The sequence below is a fragment of the Streptomyces lydicus genome (genome assembly GCF_004125265.1).
Taxonomy (GTDB): Bacteria; Actinomycetota; Actinomycetes; order Streptomycetales; family Streptomycetaceae; genus Streptomyces; species Streptomyces lydicus_C.
The window spans coordinates 1890989-1908080 of the sequence record NZ_RDTE01000003.1; the positions used below are offsets into that span (position 1 = coordinate 1890989).

At 70.9% G+C, this 17092-nt stretch carries 18 protein-coding genes; all 18 read left to right on the forward strand.

What is annotated here, in order from left to right:
- The first annotated feature begins 1 nt into the window (after position 1).
- The 18 genes from D9V36_RS10995 to D9V36_RS11080 all read left to right on the forward strand — a co-directional run bounded on the left by D9V36_RS10995 (position 2) and on the right by D9V36_RS11080 (position 16438).
- Positions 2–436 (forward strand): hypothetical protein, encoded by a 435-nt coding sequence (locus tag D9V36_RS10995; RefSeq protein ID WP_206739640.1) that lies wholly within the window; start codon positions 2–4, stop codon positions 434–436.
- 266 nt (positions 437–702) lie between these two features.
- Positions 703–1092 (forward strand): hypothetical protein, encoded by a 390-nt coding sequence (locus D9V36_RS11000; protein ID WP_129293613.1) that lies wholly within the window; start codon positions 703–705, stop codon positions 1090–1092.
- A complete protein-coding gene (locus D9V36_RS11005) occupies positions 1089–1898 on the forward strand; it encodes a DUF317 domain-containing protein (RefSeq protein ID WP_129293614.1) in 810 nt (269 codons plus the stop codon). The genes D9V36_RS11000 and D9V36_RS11005 overlap by 4 nt, the downstream gene beginning before the upstream one ends.
- A 25-nt stretch (positions 1899–1923) precedes the next feature.
- Complete coding sequence (locus D9V36_RS11010; protein WP_129293615.1) at positions 1924–2277, forward strand: hypothetical protein; 354 nt, start codon at positions 1924–1926, stop codon at positions 2275–2277.
- Positions 2274–3098: a DUF317 domain-containing protein gene (locus D9V36_RS11015; protein ID WP_347239704.1), complete on the forward strand. Its 825-nt coding sequence runs from the start codon at positions 2274–2276 to the stop codon at positions 3096–3098. Before D9V36_RS11010 ends, D9V36_RS11015 begins: the two co-directional genes overlap by 4 nt.
- Positions 3099–3160: 62 nt before the next feature.
- A complete protein-coding gene (locus tag D9V36_RS11020) occupies positions 3161–3748 on the forward strand; it encodes a hypothetical protein (protein ID WP_431357658.1) in 588 nt (195 codons plus the stop codon).
- 2 nt (positions 3749–3750) lie between these two features.
- Positions 3751–4521, forward strand: a complete 771-nt coding sequence (locus D9V36_RS11025; protein WP_129298336.1) for a DUF317 domain-containing protein — start codon at positions 3751–3753, stop codon at positions 4519–4521.
- Positions 4522–4561: 40 nt separating this feature from the next.
- A complete protein-coding gene (locus D9V36_RS11030; protein WP_129293617.1) occupies positions 4562–6361 on the forward strand; it encodes a TraM recognition domain-containing protein in 1800 nt (599 codons plus the stop codon).
- Between the two features lie 595 nt (positions 6362–6956).
- The gene (locus D9V36_RS11035) at positions 6957–7532 is read left to right on the forward strand and encodes a hypothetical protein (RefSeq protein WP_241720813.1); all 576 of its coding nucleotides are present in this window, start codon (positions 6957–6959) and stop codon (positions 7530–7532) included.
- A gap of 136 nt (positions 7533–7668) precedes the next feature.
- Entirely contained in the window at positions 7669–8262 is a 594-nt protein-coding gene (locus D9V36_RS11040; protein WP_129293619.1) for a hypothetical protein, read from the forward strand.
- Complete coding sequence (locus D9V36_RS11045; RefSeq protein ID WP_241720814.1) at positions 8259–8975, forward strand: DUF317 domain-containing protein; 717 nt, start codon at positions 8259–8261, stop codon at positions 8973–8975. The genes D9V36_RS11040 and D9V36_RS11045 overlap by 4 nt, the downstream gene beginning before the upstream one ends.
- Positions 8976–9091: 116 nt before the next feature.
- Positions 9092–9823, forward strand: a complete 732-nt coding sequence (locus tag D9V36_RS11050; protein ID WP_241720815.1) for a hypothetical protein — start codon at positions 9092–9094, stop codon at positions 9821–9823.
- Positions 9824–9995: 172 nt separating this feature from the next.
- Positions 9996–10397, forward strand: coding sequence for a hypothetical protein (locus D9V36_RS41915; protein WP_129293620.1), 402 nt, complete (start codon positions 9996–9998; stop codon positions 10395–10397).
- A gap of 118 nt (positions 10398–10515) precedes the next feature.
- Positions 10516–11229 (forward strand): tryptophan synthase subunit alpha, encoded by a 714-nt coding sequence (gene trpA / locus D9V36_RS41920; RefSeq protein ID WP_241720816.1) that lies wholly within the window; start codon positions 10516–10518, stop codon positions 11227–11229.
- Positions 11230–11754: 525 nt separating this feature from the next.
- Positions 11755–12642: a hypothetical protein gene (locus D9V36_RS11065; protein ID WP_241721291.1), complete on the forward strand. Its 888-nt coding sequence runs from the start codon at positions 11755–11757 to the stop codon at positions 12640–12642.
- Positions 12639–13886: a DNA cytosine methyltransferase gene (locus D9V36_RS11070; RefSeq protein WP_129293621.1), complete on the forward strand. Its 1248-nt coding sequence runs from the start codon at positions 12639–12641 to the stop codon at positions 13884–13886. The genes D9V36_RS11065 and D9V36_RS11070 overlap by 4 nt, the downstream gene beginning before the upstream one ends.
- Positions 13886–15013: a DnaB-like helicase N-terminal domain-containing protein gene (locus D9V36_RS11075; protein WP_129293622.1), complete on the forward strand. Its 1128-nt coding sequence runs from the start codon at positions 13886–13888 to the stop codon at positions 15011–15013. The genes D9V36_RS11070 and D9V36_RS11075 overlap by 1 nt, the downstream gene beginning before the upstream one ends.
- 60 nt (positions 15014–15073) lie before the next feature.
- Complete coding sequence (locus D9V36_RS11080; protein ID WP_129293623.1) at positions 15074–16438, forward strand: DUF317 domain-containing protein; 1365 nt, start codon at positions 15074–15076, stop codon at positions 16436–16438.
- Positions 16439–17092 lie beyond the last annotated feature (654 nt).

Consider the following 17092-nt stretch of genomic DNA (forward strand, 5'->3'; position numbering starts at 1 on the left):
CGTGGGAAACCGAGCCGACGAAGCGGGCGCCGACGTCGAGATCTACCGCAAGCCCCTGTCCGACACCATCCACGCCGACACCCCCACCGGAGCCAGTGAACAACTGCTTTCGCTGCTCGACCAGCTCGGCCTGGAACGCAAGACCGTCACGACAGCCGGCCCGGTCTACGTCTGGCACGAGGTCCCCGACCGCCTCGGTCCCGACGAGCAGAAACGACTCGCCACCCGCACCATCCCCTCCCTGCTGAGGGCCGGATACCTCGTCAACATCACCGACGACCTCTTCGACCCCGACGCCTACCGCGAAGCCGTCCACGAGATACGAACCACCCGCCCGGCACCTGCCACCGCCACCGCCACTGCCACCGCCACCGCCACGGTCGTACCAGCAGAGCCCGGCCCCGCTGCCCGTTCCGGGAAGCGCCGCACCTCATAGCCGTCGGCCCCGGCCCTCCCGGACGGGGCCATCACCCCTCGCACCGTCAGGAGTTTCCGTAACACCCCCGTCCCGCACCCCTCCTTCGATCAACGCCGGCCGCGCCCCGCGCCTGGCCGCGTTCCTCTTCCGCCGCTACCTGTACGCCTGCGTCGTCCGGGACCGCGGCACCCCGCTCGCCACCGGCCGGCCCGACGGCACCCGGGATGAATCCCGCCGCCTCGGCCCCCGCCGCTGAACCGCTCTGCCCTGTGCTCCGGAGGACCATGCCCGACCCCACCCCCTACGCCGTTGCCCTCGCCGAGGACATCGCCCACCGGCTCGGTCAGCTGACCGAGCACCTCGGCCAGGCCCCGCCCCGTCAGGCCGCCCAGATCCTGGACAAGGTCCTCGACGCCGAGGAGGGCATCCTCGGCCGGACCACCGGCCTGATGGCCACCGGCTCCTCGTTCGCACAGCACCACGCCCAGGCCGGCTCCTTCCCGCCCGAGGTGTGGCTCGCCCTGGGCCGGGCCGCCAACGAACTGAACGACATCTGCCTCGACCTCGACGAGCACGCCGACGACATCCGGCGCCTCGCCCTGCCCCCGGGCACCGAGCACGCCGTGGCGGCAAAGCCAGTGGCCTCCGACATGGTCATCAGGCGCCGCCGGTGAAGAAGAACCAGCAGTGGTCCGGCTGGGGCACCGACGGCGAACAGGCTCAGCAGCACTACCTCATCGAGCCGCGCTACCTCGCCGGCGGCGGAGATCTGCGTCACGTCACCGAGTTTCTGCGCGCCTCCGGCTGGCGGGACAAGTCCAAGTCCGGCGGCCCCATCGTGTTCGACAGCCCCGACAAGTCCGTGCGCATCGGGTACGACCCGTTCGTCCAGCCCGGCGGCTGGACCATCAGCGGGAAGCAGACCCGCCGCCACGAGGCGTGGCATGCCGCCCTCGGACGGCAGGTTCCCGTCGAGATCGTGGCCGGGGTCACCGACGCGCTGACCCGCCCCCGCTCCGCGCACGCCCCCAATGTGTGGGCCCCGCTCGAAGCCCAGGAATGGGAGATGGCGCAGGGGCAGCATGTCACCGCCCGCAGCCCGGACGGCAACGCGTTCGTCCGCTTTCACCAGTCCGCCCCCGGACAGGCGCACTGGTGGGCCGGCGCCCGCAACGAGCACGGCCGGGTGTGGGAGGCGACCTTTACGCCGAATGCTCCGATGCATCTCGTGCAGGCATTCAGCACCGCTCTCGCAGACCCGCAGCCGCTGATGCGGCCTCTCGGCCATGTCCCGCCTTCGCAGCGGATCCGCACCACCTCCGTGTCCGTGCTGCCCTCGCAGCTCAGCGCGTGGCAGCAGGCCCGGATCACCGCGGCCCGCGCCGCCACCTGGGCCCGCAGCTCCTGGGCCACCACCCGCTCCCGCCACCACGCCACCGGCCCCTACGCGACGGCCGGGAGAGTCCGCGCCCACCGCTGAACCACCCGCATCCACGAGGAGATCCATGCCCGCACCGACTGCGGATGCCATCCGCACCGTTACCGAAACCCTCTCCCAGCTCACCGAGTACCTACGCGAGAACCCCGGCCTCGACGAGGCCCTCGCCCTGATGGAACCGCTCCTCGACGATTACACCGGCCTGCCCGTGCAGTTCGGGGACTCCCTGCGCGCCCTTGCCCACGCCGCACTCGCCCATCCGGACATCCCGAGCACGGCCGTGCACACGCTGGTCGACGACCTGCGGACCGCCGCGTGGGAGCAGACCGACCAGCACACTCTCCACTACACCCTCGACAACCTGCGTGCCCTCGTCCGGAGCGCGCCTTCCACCGCGGCGGGGGCCGAGCGGTGCCGGTGAGTGAACGGCAACTCGCCGCGTTCGTCGACACACACGCCTCGCGGGTCCCGTTCGACACCAGCCCCGGCTACCTCGCCGGCCCCGGCGACGGCCGCCACGTCACCCACGGGCTCGCCGCGTCCGGATGGACCCGTACCTCGGACCCGCTCAGCCCCGAAATCGTCCTGACGAGCCCGGACAAGCGATACCACCTGCAGTTCGACCCGCACTCCGCCACCTACGCCTGGTGGCGGCTGCGGGCCGAGCCCACCGACGCCGCATCGTGGTATGCCGAGTTCGGCGAACTCGTCCCCGCCGAGATCCTCAGCGCCTTCACGGACGCCCTCATCGCACCAGCGCCCACCGAACAGTCCAACCCCCTTGGGGCGTTGGAATCTTCAGGCTGGGAGGTCGACGCGCAGAACGCGGCCACCTCACCCGACGCCCTGTGCCACGTACAAGTGCGTTCGCACCTCGGCCTCGGCCTCGGCGACGCACCGTACTGGCACGTCGAAGTGGCCGAGCAACTCCCCGGCCGCTTGGGAGCCCGCATCTGGCACGCCTCCTTCCACGGGCACGTCCCCGCCCACCTCGTGACCGCCTTCGTCACCGCGCTCGCCGATTCCACCCCGCTTCAGCGCGGCATGTTCGAACGCACCGCGCATCACAGCGCCGTACAAGAACCGGGCCGCCCGCTCACCCGCGAGCAGTTCCTCGACGCGCACACGACCCGCCTCGAAGCCCTCCGCTCACACGCACGCGCCGCTCGCCGCCGGCAGAAACCGGCCGCCTCCCCGGCTCCCGAGCCACCCACGAGCACGACCACACCTCTGCGGCGCTGACCACCGCCCCGCCGCCACGGCCCCACCACATGCGGCGGCGGGTAATTCCCCGAAGGATGCCCTTGTCCCCCTCCCCCCACGACCATCAGCAGCGACTGGAGCAACTGGCTGCCTTCATCCGTGAAAGCGACCAGATCCTGGCCGACTGGGACGACTACTCCGATCAGCACACCGACCTCGACGGCTGGCCCCACGACGAGGACTCCTACGCGCAGCGCGCCGGGGCCCGCGACGCCGACGTCTGGAAGGCGTTCAACCGGATCCGGCACAGCGCCAAGGCACTTGTCGCCACCGCCGAGGCACAACTGCAGCGTCTCCCGGCCCAAGCCATACAGTCTCGGTGGGTCTGGCAGCTCAGCGTCCTCGAATCCGCACTCGACCGGCTCAACGTCCACCAGGACGAATGGCTCGTCACCCGCGACAGCCTGCACCCTTCCGCTCGACCGGGAACCGAGCTCTACGACAACGCACGAGCCAGGCGCAACGCCGAAGCCTGGCCGGAACTCAACGAGTGGGCGTCGGCCGGCGAAGCCCTCCTCGAAATCCACCGAGCCGCCGAGAAGGCACCCTCGCCTCTGGCAACCACACCGCCGGTGCGAGTCCCCACGCTACCGGCGTCGGCCAGCCACACCATCACGGTGCGCAGGTGAGCATGCCCGACAGTGTCGATATCGATCTGGTCACCCCACGCTACCTGGCCGGCGCCGGCGATCCCACGTGGATCACCGCCCCGCTGCACCGCGCCTGCGGCTGGAGCGTGGAACAGGATTCCCTGATACCGCGCGTGGTACTCACCAGCCCCGACAAGACAGCCCTGCTGCGTTTGGAGCCTGATCCCGACGGCCCGTGGTGGTCCCTCCACCACGCCCCGGTCGGTGACCAGCGACCCTGGTCGGTAAGCATCGGCGCCCGGGCACCTGTCGAGATCATCGCCGGACTCACCGACGCTCTGACCGACCCGGCCACCGCCACCACATCGCCCGCACCTGATCCGTATGCGCCCCTACGCCAGGCGGGATGGCGCGAAGGCCGCGACCACGACGGCCTCACCTCCCCCGACGGAATCGCCCACGTCGAGCACTTCATCGACGATGCCACCGACTGCTGGTTCGCCAAGACGGCGGTCAGTGAGGACCCCGAGGGCCTGATCTGGAACGCGTATCTCAGTGGCAATGCCCCTGCACACCTGATCACCGGCTTCACCCGCGCACTCGCCGACGCAGCCCCACTGCCCCGATCCCCCCACCCGCTCCGCATCCCGGCCTACGGGCGCCGCCAGGCCCACGTGACCACCGTGCAACTCCCAGCCACCGACGTCGTCTTCGCTCTGGAGCACCGCGTCAAGGCCCTCGCGGAACGGCCCAGGCGACCAGCTCCCCCACTGGCGCCGCTGAAGGCGCCGCCGCCCCGGCGCATCCGCTGATCCCCCACTGACACACCCCACCCCTGGAATCCTCTCCCCTTTGCCCACTTCCTCCCCCGCACCGAACTCCACCGACGGCTACGACATAGCCTTCAAGATCCTCCTCGGGATCCTCGCCGTCGCCGTCCCCCTGTCCAACCTCGCCTGGCTCGGCGGAAACACCGCCTCCTGGCTTACGGACTCCGGCCCCTCGGCTCCATACCAGCCGGTCGGAGCCCTCCTCCATCCCGATCAGCTGTGGCCCGACCTCGACCACACCGCGCTGCTGGTCGGTACCCGCATCGCCCCCATCGCTGTCGTGCTCGCGCTCGCCGCCGTCGGCGCCTGGTGGTGGTCGCGGCGCAAGAGTGCCTCCGGCTCCAAGAAGAAGCCGGTCCCCGGGCTGGCGCGCAAGAAGGACATCGAGCCCCTCCTGACCAAGGCCACGACCGCCAAGGCCCGCTCCCTGCGCCCGAGTTTGAAGGACGCCAAGCACATCGACCCCGCGGATACCGGAGTTCTCCTCGGTGATCTGCAGGGCACCCGGCACGAGGTCCGGATGGGCTGGGAGGACGTCGCCGTCGCGATCATGGCGCCCCGCTCCGGCAAGACCACCAGCCTGGCCATCCCCTCGATCCTCAGCGCCCCCGGCCCCGTCCTGCTCACCTCCAACAAGGCGGCTCGCGACGCCTACACCGCCACCATCACCGCGCGGGCCGCGGTCGGCCGGGTCTGGTCGATGGACCCCCAGCAGATCGCCCACGCCGAACGCACCATGTGGTGGAACCCCCTCGCCGACGCCAAGACCCTCGACGGCGCCAACCGGCTCGCCACCCACTTCCTCACCGCAAGCGTGGACGCCTCCCAGCAGGGCGACTTCTGGTCCAAGGCCGGATCCAACATCCTCGCGCAGCTGCTCCTGGCCGCCGCGCTCGACGAACGCCCGATCACCGACATCATGCAGTGGCTGGCCTTCCCCGCCGACCGCACCCCGCTGGACATCCTGCGCGACCACAGCCACGCCGCAGTCGCCGCTCAGCTCAAGGGCACGGTGGAGGGCCCGCCGGAGACCCGCGACGGGATCTACGAGACCGCTCGCCAGTACGCAGCCGCCCTGCTGAACACGGAGATCGCCGCGTGGGTCACCCCGCAGGAAGGCATCGCCGAGTTCAAGCCGGCCGAGTTCGTGAACAGCACGGACACGCTCTACCTGCTGTCGAAGGACGGCGGCGGCGGTGCCTCCGCGCTCATCGCGGCGTGCGCGGACTCGGTCATGCGGGCCGCGACCGCCCGAGCCGAACGCACCGGTGGACGGCTCGACCCGCCGATGCTGGCGATCTTGGACGAGGCTGCGAACGTGTGCAAGATCAGTGACCTCCCGCAGCTGTACAGCCACTTGGGCAGCCGCGGCATCATCCCGATCACCATCCTGCAGTCCTACCGGCAGGGCCAGCAGGTATGGGGCGATGCCGGCATGGACGCCATGTGGTCGGCCGCCACCGTCAAGGTCGTCGGCCCCGGCATCGACGACCCCGACTTCGCCGACAAGCTCAGCCGGATGGTCGGCGACCACGACGTGGAGAGCACGTCGACCTCTCACTCCGAGTCCGGCAAGTCCACCAGCGTGTCGATGCGGCAGGAGCGGATCCTGGCGGCCGACGCCATCCGCGCCCTGCCCAAGGGCACCGCGCTCTGTCTCGCCACCGGCATGCGCGTGGCCGGTCTCGACATGAAGCCCTGGTACCTGCAGCCGGGCGCGGACGAGATCTCCGCCGACTCCGAGCGCGCCTCGAAGGCCATCACCGATCGGGCCGTCGCCAAGACCGTCTCGGCGCAGGGTGACTTCGACCTGGCGGCGTAGCTATGCCGCCGCACGAGTAGGAAACCATGTCCTCGACCAGACCCCTTGCCGTCGATGCCGACACGCACTCGCAGGTCGCCCTTCTGGCCCGAGCCTGGGGGGGGTGAACCATGACGAAGTGCTGCGACGGCTCCTTGAACAGTTCGCCCAGCACGCGCCTGGCACGCCGGCGACAGACACGGTGCCCGTGTACGCCATCTACGCCTGCACCCGTACCGAAGGCGTGTTTGATCCCGTCACGGGGGCTCTGACCATCGGAGATGGCCCCTGTCAGGGCCATTACAAAACGCCCAGTGGGGCCTCAGCTGCTGTTCTGAGAACACTGCGGCCCGGCGTTACCCCCATCCGCAGCGGCTGGCAGTTCTGGCGGCTCCGCAGCACCGGCGTCCCGCTCGAATCCATCCGCCCCGACCACACCCGTCGGGCAGCAACAGCGACACCACCACCTGCTCCGCCAACCCCCGCCGCCCCTCGTCTCTGAACCGGCCGGACGCCCGGACGACCACCGTCCCGGCGTCCGGCCGGGACGCCACCAGCCACCCCGCGATAGCCATCCCGGAAGCCCCACGCCTTGTCATTCCTCGATCATCCCGACGTGTTCATCGGCTCGACGGCCGACGGAGCGACGTTCGTCGTCATCAACGCCCGTATCCCCGCAGCCGACCGGCTCCTGACCGAGGCCGGCTTCGCCGCCCGGGAACATCGGGGCCGCACCTTGTATGTGCTGCCGCCCGGCACCACGAACGAGGACGCCCACAACCGCACCGGCACCGCCCTGTACGGGCTGCTCGCGCACACCATGGACTTCGTTGACCTGAGCTGGACCACCCGCTGGCTCGAGTCCGGCCCGCTGCCCGAACCCGATGTGCACATCCAGTTCTCCGGCAACAGCGTCACAGCCACCGCCCTCACAGACGCGCCCCGGGCCGTGCTCGAACAACACGGCTTCACGGCCGACTCCTCGCATTACGTCCTGCCGGACCACATGAGCGAGGAGCAGAAGGTCGGCGCCGTAGTGCGGGCCGAGACCCACCTATCCGTCCAGGGCATCGGAACGCGTGTCTCCCTCGGCATCCCCACTATCGACGCCATCCCGCCGGCCCCGGGCCGGACCTCCGCCCCTGCCCGACCGCTGTCCGCGGGCACACCGGCGAACAGGCGTGCCCGGTGAGCCCCGTATCTCCGCCCCGAGGAGGAACACCTCGCCCACCGATCACCCCACGGTCGACGACATCCTTCCCACGCCCCACCACCCGTCAGCTGCAGTCACCGCTCCCGCTGCCCCCGCACCCACCCGGAGTCTCCTGTTGACCACCTCCACCGATCTCAGCGAAGAGATCCACCATCTGCGCGGCCTCGCCGACGGATTCAAAGCCCTCCACCACGAGGTGCTCGCCCTTGCCGTCACGCCGGGCACCGAAGCGCTTGACCAGCTTCGTCCCCTGCTCCTCAAGAGCCAGGAGCTGGTCGGAAAAGCGCTCCTGCGGCTCTCCGCCCTGAACGGCAGTCCGTATGCGGAAGTGTCTGGCAGCCGACACACGCTGACCGCCTTCAGAACCCTCGTGGCCGGGGCGTCCCTGGCCAGTGACGACCTCGCCCGCGCGGTGGCGGCCAACCCCCTGGACGGCATCAGCTTCGGTGGGCCGCACCAGGACGAGGACGCCACCCGCCAGGCCCGCCACGACCGTGCCTTGCCGGAAATCGCAGGCTACCTCGCCGACGCCGCCCACCAACTCGACGCGTGCAAATCCGACTGTCTCTACCTGGCCAAGGGCATCGTCAGCGACCTCGAACGCAGCTCGTCCACAAGCGCGAAACAGGCTGCCCACAAGCTCAGTTCGAGCCAGTACGCCGCGGTGGCCACCCCCACGGTTGCGGCCAAGCGGGAGGGACGCCGATGAGCACGTACGCACACGACGACCGGGTCATGGTTTCGCCTCGGTACATGGCAGGCGCCGGCGACCGGATCGCCGACGTGATCGGCCCCCTCATCCACCTATTCGGGTGGAAGCACGATGCCACCACCGGGCACGTCGCGATCGACAGCCCCGACGCCAGCGTGCACATCAACTTCGACCCACTGCACCCGCGCGGCCAGTGGCTCACCGTGGCCCACCATGAGCCGTACTGGAAAGCAACGTTCAGCCGGCAGGCGCCCCTGGAGGCAGTCGCCGCCGTCACCCAGGCACTGCCCCAGCTGCTCGGCGATGCCCGTCACGCCGATCGCATCCCGATCACGGACATGTCCCTGGACAAGCTCGCCGAGCTGAACGGCTGGTCGGCTGAGGACGGTGTCCTCACCTCGCCCGACCTGTACTGCCGCATGGAACACATGCCCGCCGAGGAGATCGCCTGGCAGGTCGAGCACGTCTACTTCGAGGGCGCGCCGCTGGCCACTTTCACGCAGGACACCCCTGAGTGCCTCGTCGGCCAGTTCTTCTCCCACCTGACCGCGCCGATGGCGGTGGAGCGGGCCTACGCCGACATCCCCCTCAGCACGCTGCACGGAAAAAGTGCCTTGATCACGCCGGTCCGCGGGACCGCAGTGAATCCCCACGTCCATCGCGCCCTCGCGCAGCTCGACCACCCCAACCGTCCCGGTCGGCGTCGCTGACTCCCCAAGCTCCCGGAGCCATCCTGACCGAGAAGACCGCCTCCCTTGAGCCCGCCGAGCAACTCCTCGCCCTGGCAGCTGACTTCACCCGCTTCACTGACGCTCACCAGCGGCACATGCTCAACGGGCCCACCCCCACCACCCTGCTGAACGCCCAGGCGGAATCTGCGCAACACCTGGCCCGGTCGGCGCTCGCCATCGTGGACACCCTCAACGCCCAGCCGATGTACCACAGCCCCGACATCCGCGCGGTGTACGCACGCCTGCGCCAACTCGCCCATCTCGCGACCGACTCGGCCGACCATCTCCTCGATGCCGTGGGCCTCCTCGACGACACCCGCGCGGGGCTGCCCGTTGAGCTGGGCGACGGCGTCCTGGCGGTCGTGACCGAGCAGGAAGCCCGCCGGGGAGCCGGCCGGTGCTTCACCCTTGCCGCGAGCCTCACCGCCCTGGGCGCCGAGGACGCCCTGGCGACCGCTGAACTCTTCATCGCCGAACGCCGGCACCGGGGCTTCGTACCCGAATGCCGGCCGCCCGCCCTGTCCCCCACCCAGGACACCACGCTGCGCGCGGTGGCGCGCGGCGACGTGGCGATCACCAGTGGCAAGCCCTATCTGCGCAGTGAGGACCTCCGCGTCAGCATCAGCACCATCCGCGCCCTGGAGAGCCGCGGCCTGGTGATGCGCGAGGACTGCCCAGACTGGTTCCGCGACGAGCGCGTCCACCTCACCGCAGCCGGGCGCCGCGACCTCGCCGCTTCCTTCGCCCGGCCCCGCTTCACCACACCCGCCGCGACACGCCCACCAGCCCGACCAGCCGCGACCGCGGCACGAGCCGCGGTCCGCTGACGTCAACTCCCGGAGCCTCACGACGCCTTCCGACATCCCAACAGCACACGATCTTGCCCGTGCCCTCGCCGATCAGCTCTGCCCCGGTGCCCCCCCGCGCGACGTGACCGTCGGCTTCGAAGCTCGCCGACAGGCCCCAGCCGAGTACCGCCACCGCGGCCGAGGCGGACCCGTGACGGTCTTCGCCCAGGCACTGCACGCGCACCTCTTCGGCCTCCCCGCGGACGACGAGCCGCTGCCCACCGCCCTCGATGCACTCTTGCAGGCCACGCACACCGCGACCGCGCCCGAGCAGCAGGCCGCGATCCTGCGGCAGGTCGCCGACCAGCTGCGCAACGGTGTCGAGATCATCCAGCGCTACCAGTACCGGGCCCAGTGGGACCGGCTTCCTGACGACGTCGCCGAGCAGCTCCGTGACGCCCACGACCAGGCCCAGCAGGTCGCCCAGACCCTCGACCTCGTCGCACCCGCCCTCAGCAGCCCTCCCGCCGTTCCCAGGCCGCCCGGCCCGCAACCGCGGCACACGGCCGGCCCGCCCGCGTCCCCGACTCCGGCGGGCTGTCGCCGCCGCTGACCTCCGGCGACAGCCCGCCGGGAAAGGCCCCACCCTGACCACTGCCGATCCCCTCCACACTCTCCTCGCCCAACCCCGCTGCTCGCTGGGCGTGTTCGTCCCCGCCGGCCTCCATCCGGTGTCCGCCGAGCGCCGTCACCTCGACCAGCTCGCGCAGGCAGGTGCCGACCTGTTCGAGGTCGGCCTGGCCACCGAGGACGCCGTCCTCGACGGCCCCGTCATCCAGGCCGCCTACCACCGTGCCCTGCGACGCGGAAGCGCCCTTGATGCCGCTGTCCGCGCCGTCGAGCATGCCGCCGGCCTCCGGCCGACCGTCGTCATGACCTACTGGGAGCCCGTCTGCCGCCACGGCCCCGAGCACCTGGCCCGCCTGTTCGCCGACGCAGGTGCCGCCGGCGTGATGGTCGTCGACCTGCCCGCCCACCATGCGGCCCGCTGGCACGACACCGCTCGGGAAGCGGGCCTTCGCACCCCGCGCCTCATCCCGCGCACCACCCCCGACACCAGCCTCCCCGCGGCGGTCACCGCCGCCTCCGGATGGCTCTACGCCCCCGCCAGCACAGCCCCGACCGGCTACCAAGGGCCGCTTGACCTTCCGGCGCTCGGCCACTTCGCCCGCCGCCTGCGCGGCGCGAGCCCGCTGCCCGTGATCTCGGGCGTGGGGATCTCGACCCCGGCCCTCGCCGCACGCGTCGCCCCGGCCGTGAACGGCGTCGTCATCGGCACCCCTGTCGTGCGCGCCCTGGCCACCACCCCCGGTCGAGCTGGCGAAGTGGCTGCCGCGTTCGCACAGGCCCTGCACACGCCCACCTCCACGGAGACCCGTGCCTGATCACCCCGACCCGGCTCAGATCCTCGACCGGATCACGACCGACGCTCAGGCCCTGGACCGGGCCCTGCGCACCGGCACCACCGACGACGCGTCCGCGCTGGCCGCCTGGATCACCGAGACCCAAGACCTCGCCGACACCGCCCTGCGTCTGTTCCGCGGCCTCGCACAGCACACGCCGCACACCACGTCCGCGGATCTGCTGCTCCTCGAACGGGTCGCGCACATCGTCAAGGCCGCCCAGGACGCGGGCGCCGAACTGGCCGCCGCCCTTGCGCGGGCCGTGAAGAACCGGCGCCGTCGAGCCGACGCCGTGTCACAGCGGGTGGTCCTCATCGGCCCGTCGCCGCAGCAGTTCGTCGAGTCGGCCATCGACCTCCTCGACCGCATTCCCGCCCTCTGCCACGCCATACACCGTGAACGGCTGGCCCCGCCCACCCGCCGCCGCACCAGCCCCGTTGAGGCGTGCCCCCTTCCCCATCTCCAGGACAGACCATTTCAGATCAGCCCCGATTCCGCGCCCTCTCCCTGGGCGCGGGAGTTCAGTCCAGCACCCTCCTCGCCCTCTCCGCCGAGGGGATCCTCCCGAAGGTCGATTACGCGATCTTCGCTGACACCGGCTGGGAACCGCAGGCCGTCTATGCGCACCTCGACCGCTTGGAGCGGGAGATCGCCGCGCCGGCGGGCATCCCCGTCCTGCGGGTGTCCACCGGCAACATCCGCGACGACGCGCTCGACCCGCAGCACCGGTTCGCCTCCATGCCACTCCACATCCTCAACCAGGACGGCAAGGCCGCAATGACCCGGCGGCAGTGCACGGGCGAATGCAAGATCAAGCCGATCAAGAAGCAGGTCCGCGAACTCCTCGGCTACCCCTACCCCGCCCGCATCCCGCGCGAGGTGTTCGTCGAGCAGTGGGTCGGGATCTCCACCGACGAGGTCCACCGTGCCAAGGACGCGGACGTGAAGTACATGCGCAACCGGCATCCGCTCATCGACCTCGGCTGGAGCAGGGCCGACTGCATCCGCTATCTCACGTCGCGCGGGCTGGCCGAAACACCGAAGTCGAGCTGTCTGGGGTGTCCGTTCCACGGCAACGCGCAGTGGCGCCACATCCGCGACACCTCGCCTTCCGAGTGGGCGGACGTGGTGGCCTTCGACGCCGCCATCCGCAAGGGCAACGCCCGCGCCAACGCCGGCGGCAACCGCCTGCTGGGCGAGGCGTTCCTGCACCGCTCCCGCGTCCCTCTCGGCGAAGCACCGATCGATCACGTCACCCCCGCCGAGCGGGCCGCCCTCGCGCTCGGGGCTGACGATGCCGACGAGCTGGAGAACGGCGTCGTGGACGGCTGCTCGCCCTGGGCCTGTCGCGGTGCCGACGCCGCGGCGCAGGACGACTTCGGGCTGGCCGCTTGATCCTCGACCTTTTCGCGGGGCCGGGCGGCTGGAGCAGGGCTCTGAGCGTCCTCGGTGCCCAGGACATCGGCCTGGAATGGGACGAGTGGGCCTGTAAGACGCGTACTGCCGCTGGGCAGTTGACAATTCGGACCGACGTGGCGACGTATCCGACGTGGCCCTTCACCGGCCGGACCCGCGGGCTGATCGCGTCCCCGCCGTGCCAGGCATGGTCGACGGCCGGCAAACGTCTCGGGCTGATCGACCAGCCCCTGGTCCATCAGGCGGTCGCCGACCTCGCGGTGGGCCGCGACACCCGCGAGCGGCTGCTCGCCGCCTGCCGCGACGAGCGCTCCCTGCTCGCCGCGGAGCCGATGCGCTACCTCCACGCCCTGCACACGGTCGGCGAGCCCGAGTGGGTCGCCATGGAGGAGGTGCCGGATGTCCTGCCGCTGTGGAAGCAGTACGCGGCCATCCTGCGCAGCTGGGGCTTCTCCGTGTGGGTGGGCATCCTCAACGCCGCTGACTTCGGTGTTCCCCAGACACGGCGGCGGGCGATCCTCCTTGCCTCCAGGGTCCGCACAGCGCAGCCTCCGGCCCCGACCCATGCCCGGATCGCCGAGCCCGATTCGTTGTTCGGGCCGGGCCGTGCCCGCTGGGTCAGCATGGCCGACGCCCTGGGCTGGGGCGCCACCTCTCGGCCCGTCCCCACTATCTGCGCCGGGGGCGGGCCGGGCGGCGGCGCGGAGCCTTTCCCCTCCGGCTCCCGAAAGGCACTGTCCTGCGCCCGCGAACGCGGCACCTGGGTCTCCCACCCGGACAGCCTCGTGCCCGGGCCTGGGCGGGAAGGAACCGGGCCGGCGGTCCGGGCCGGAGCCCGGGACGATCCGCCTGCGGATCTTTCCCGTCCGGCGCCCGGCTGGTCCTGGTCCTTGCGGAGCAACAACCAGACCAACGCCACCGTCCGTTCCGTCGAGGAGCCGGCGGGGACGCTGTTCTTCGGGCACCGCTCGAACGAATGCACCTGGGTCGCCGAACCCGCCGCCACGCCTGCCGGTGACGCTGATCCCCCGGCTCCCATCCGAATCACCGCCCGCGAGGCCGGCCTGCTTCAGACGTTCCCCGCCGACTACCCCTGGGCCGGCAACAAAGGCCAAATCTTCAGCCAGATCGGTAACGCCGTACCGCCCCGCCTCGCCGCCCACCTTCTCGCCCCGCACCTCGGCAAGACCCTCACCCCCGACGACTTCACCCTGGCCGCCTGATGCCCCGCACTCCCGACCCGCCCGAGAGCGACGACCCGTACGACCCTTCGCCGCCGTGGCCCGTGCACTACGCCGAGCAAGCCCTGCTCGGCGCTGTGCTGCTCGAACCCCACCGCCTGAAGACCATCGGCTTCCTGGAGCCGTACCACTTCGGCGCCCACGCCCACAGCGTGCTCTTCACCGCCATGCGCACCGTCCCGGCCCCCGCCCCGAGGGAGCATGCGAAGGACACCGCCTGGCTCGACGCCGTACTGAGCAAGGCGCGGCCCGAAGCGCCGGGGCTGACCGCCTCCCACCTGCACACGCTGATCCAGAGCTGCCCCCGGCCCCAGCACGCAGCGGCGTACGCGGGCATGTTGCGCGCGGGTCACGCCCGCCGGACGCTGCGCGAGCACGCCGACCGGCTGTGCCAGACCGCCACCGACACCACCCTGCCGAGCCCGGCGACCACTGTCCTCGCGCAAGCCGATGCCCTGAGCCGCTACCTCGACGAACTCGCCACGCGCTTCGCCGCGCACCCCGGCTCCCTGCCCCGCACTCCCGCCTCGCCGCCGCCACCGCGGGAGGCCGGCGAAGAAGTCCTCGACGAGGAACGTCTGCTGCTCGCCACCGCGACCGCCCACCCGAATGGCCTCCACCTCATGCGGTGGCTGCAGCCGGAGGACTTCGCGCTGCCCCTGCACGGAGAGCTCTACCGGTGCCTGACCGCCCTCGCCCGCCGTGGTGACGCGGTTGATCCGGTGACGGTTGTGTGGGAGGCCCAGCACCGGCAACTGCTCACCGAGCAAGTCGCAGCAGCAGACCTGATGGCGCTGGTATCCGATCCGGTCGGCCTGCCCGACTACTGGGGCGAGAGGATCGTGCGGCGGGCCTTGCTCGGCCAGGCGCACGCCGTTGGACTGCGGCTGGGCGTACTGACCGACGACCCGGCCAACACCCCACACCAGTTGATCACCGGAAGCCGCCGCGCGCTCGCCGGTCTGTCCGCCGTACGTAGCCGGTGGCAGCACGCCACCTCACCCGCATCGGAGAGCCGGCCCCCGCGCACCACCTCGTCGGCGGCGCCCCGGGCCGGTCCGCCGCGGACCACGGCTTCGCCCCCACCCACCGCACGCCTCACCCGCTGACCACAAACCCGCCGGTGGCCGGCCCCATGATCCGGCCGCCGGCAGAAAGAACGCCTCTTGGTGACACCGTCATCCATCGACGCGCGCGTCCGCCTCGATACCCACCCCACGCACCCCAGCGCCGTGATCGCCACCCTGACCGGCACCCAGGCTCACATCCCGCACATGGGTCTGGAAGCCGCCGACTGGCACGTTGTCGCCAAGAACACCTTGGTCCTGGCCCGCATCGACCACGAGGAGCCCTACTGGGCCGCGGACGCCGCCCGGGAACTGATCGCCTCGGGGATCGCCGTCGAGATCACGCCCCGGCTCCGGGAAGCCATCGACGAGGAATGGACATGGGCCGACTACCCCATGCACTGGTGCACCCGCACCGAGATCCGGGAGGTCTCCGCCGAGGCCCAGAAGATCTACGACGACATCCGTCACGGTCTCCTCCTCATCCACGCCCACGCCCACGATGGCCACACCACCGTCGCGGTCGGGACCTACCTCAACACCGGCAAGAGCATCTACCTCCACGGCGAGAACCACCTGCGGCAGGTCGCCCGCACCTTCGACTCACCCGCCAAGGCGCTGGTCGACTTCGAGCGGATCCACCGCGACACCATGCGCCCTGGCCCCGCACCTTTGACCGACACCGAACGCGCCGCTGCCGAAGCCCGGACCACCGTCGACACACCGCCCGCAGAGCCCGAACCTCCGCGCCCGGAGCCGGAGACCGTACCCTCCTACGCCGCCGATCCCGGCGACCACGACGCCCTCCTCGATGACTTCCTCGACTCCCACGGCGACTGGTCGAAGTGGCGCACCTGGTCCGACGAGACCACCCACGCCATCCACGAATCCCAGACCCTGCGCATCGAGCGCACCCACGACGTCCCCGCCCACGAGCCCGCCTGGACCATCGCGGCGTACGAGACGCCCGTCTCGGACCGCATGTGGCACCTCACCGCGACAGGAGCGACACCCGCCCCCGTACTCCAGGAACTGCTGGACCACCTCGCCGACGGCGACGGATGGGACACCGCCGTCGGCCGCGCGGTGGACAAGAAGGCGGTCACCGCCTCCACGAAGCCGCTCGGGTGGAAGCACACGGTCGACGGGCGCTTCATCCGTTGGACGGCTCCATCCGAGGACACGGGGGTGCAGTTCGACGTCTTCGCTGCCGAGAGGTCGAGCAGCTCCGCCGCCTGGACCGTGTGGGCGGGCCCCAGCATCGACCGGCCCCGCTGGGCACTGCACGCCTCGCCCCACGTGCCGGCTTCGATGCTCGCCGGCCTGGCCGCAGAACTTGCGCTCGGCACCGGCACCCGCTGCCACGGGCTCGGCATGAGTGCGCCCCGGCAGCCGACCCCGCCAAATGCGAAGCTACCCGCCGCTGCCCCCACCAGCCCCGCACCCCCAGCCCGCCGACTCCACTGACGAGTACCCGCCGGTGGCCGGCCCCCGCGCACCAAGGCCACCGCGGCACTCCGGTCCGGTCCGTCGCGGACCATCAGTGCAGTGGCGCTTCGTGCCCGGCCAGCCTCGAAAGAAGGAAGCACGATGCCGCGGCCTATACGAGCCGGACGGGCCCTGGCCACCGCGCTGCGCTCCATACCCGGCGGCACCTCCGGGTTGTCCCGGTGGCTTGACGAGGGTCTCTCTGCAGCTGTTTGCGACAGAGGAACCCAGACCGTAAGAATCGGGCCACGGAGGTATTAAAGGTGAACGGACGGATCTTGCAGAAGAGGCGACAGGAGAAACCGCACTCGCTGCTCCTACGCATGTGACGCGCCTGCGCATCCGCTCGAGGACGTTGCGACTGGCTAGTGGTACTGAACGCCCCGGAAGGGCCAGTGGTGATGCACCGGGAGCGGACTCGGCGTGCTGCTCTGCGCTGCGCCAGTCGTCTTGTTGGCAGCGCAGCGGTACCTTCTGCCGAAGTCACACCCGTGGACATGGTGACACCGCAGATCGCTGCTCAGACCCCGCGGATGGCTGACCAGAACTCCTCTTTGCGATCAGCTCCTCTATCAGGGCACCGAGCGGTTCGGGCAGGGGGATCGGGCAGTCGCCGAGCGTGATCTTCGGCCT

Coding starts and splice junctions, on each gene's coding strand:
- D9V36_RS11000 (WP_129293613.1), top strand. CDS start 703: ATGCCCGACCCCACCCCCTACGCCGTTGCCCTCGCCGAGGACATCGCC.
- D9V36_RS11010 (WP_129293615.1), top strand. CDS start 1,924: ATGCCCGCACCGACTGCGGATGCCATCCGCACCGTTACCGAAACCCTC.
- D9V36_RS11025 (WP_129298336.1), top strand. CDS start 3,751: ATGCCCGACAGTGTCGATATCGATCTGGTCACCCCACGCTACCTGGCC.
- D9V36_RS11045 (WP_241720814.1), top strand. CDS start 8,259: ATGAGCACGTACGCACACGACGACCGGGTCATGGTTTCGCCTCGGTAC.
- D9V36_RS11050 (WP_241720815.1), top strand. CDS start 9,092: ATGCTCAACGGGCCCACCCCCACCACCCTGCTGAACGCCCAGGCGGAA.
- D9V36_RS11075 (WP_129293622.1), top strand. CDS start 13,886: ATGCCCCGCACTCCCGACCCGCCCGAGAGCGACGACCCGTACGACCCT.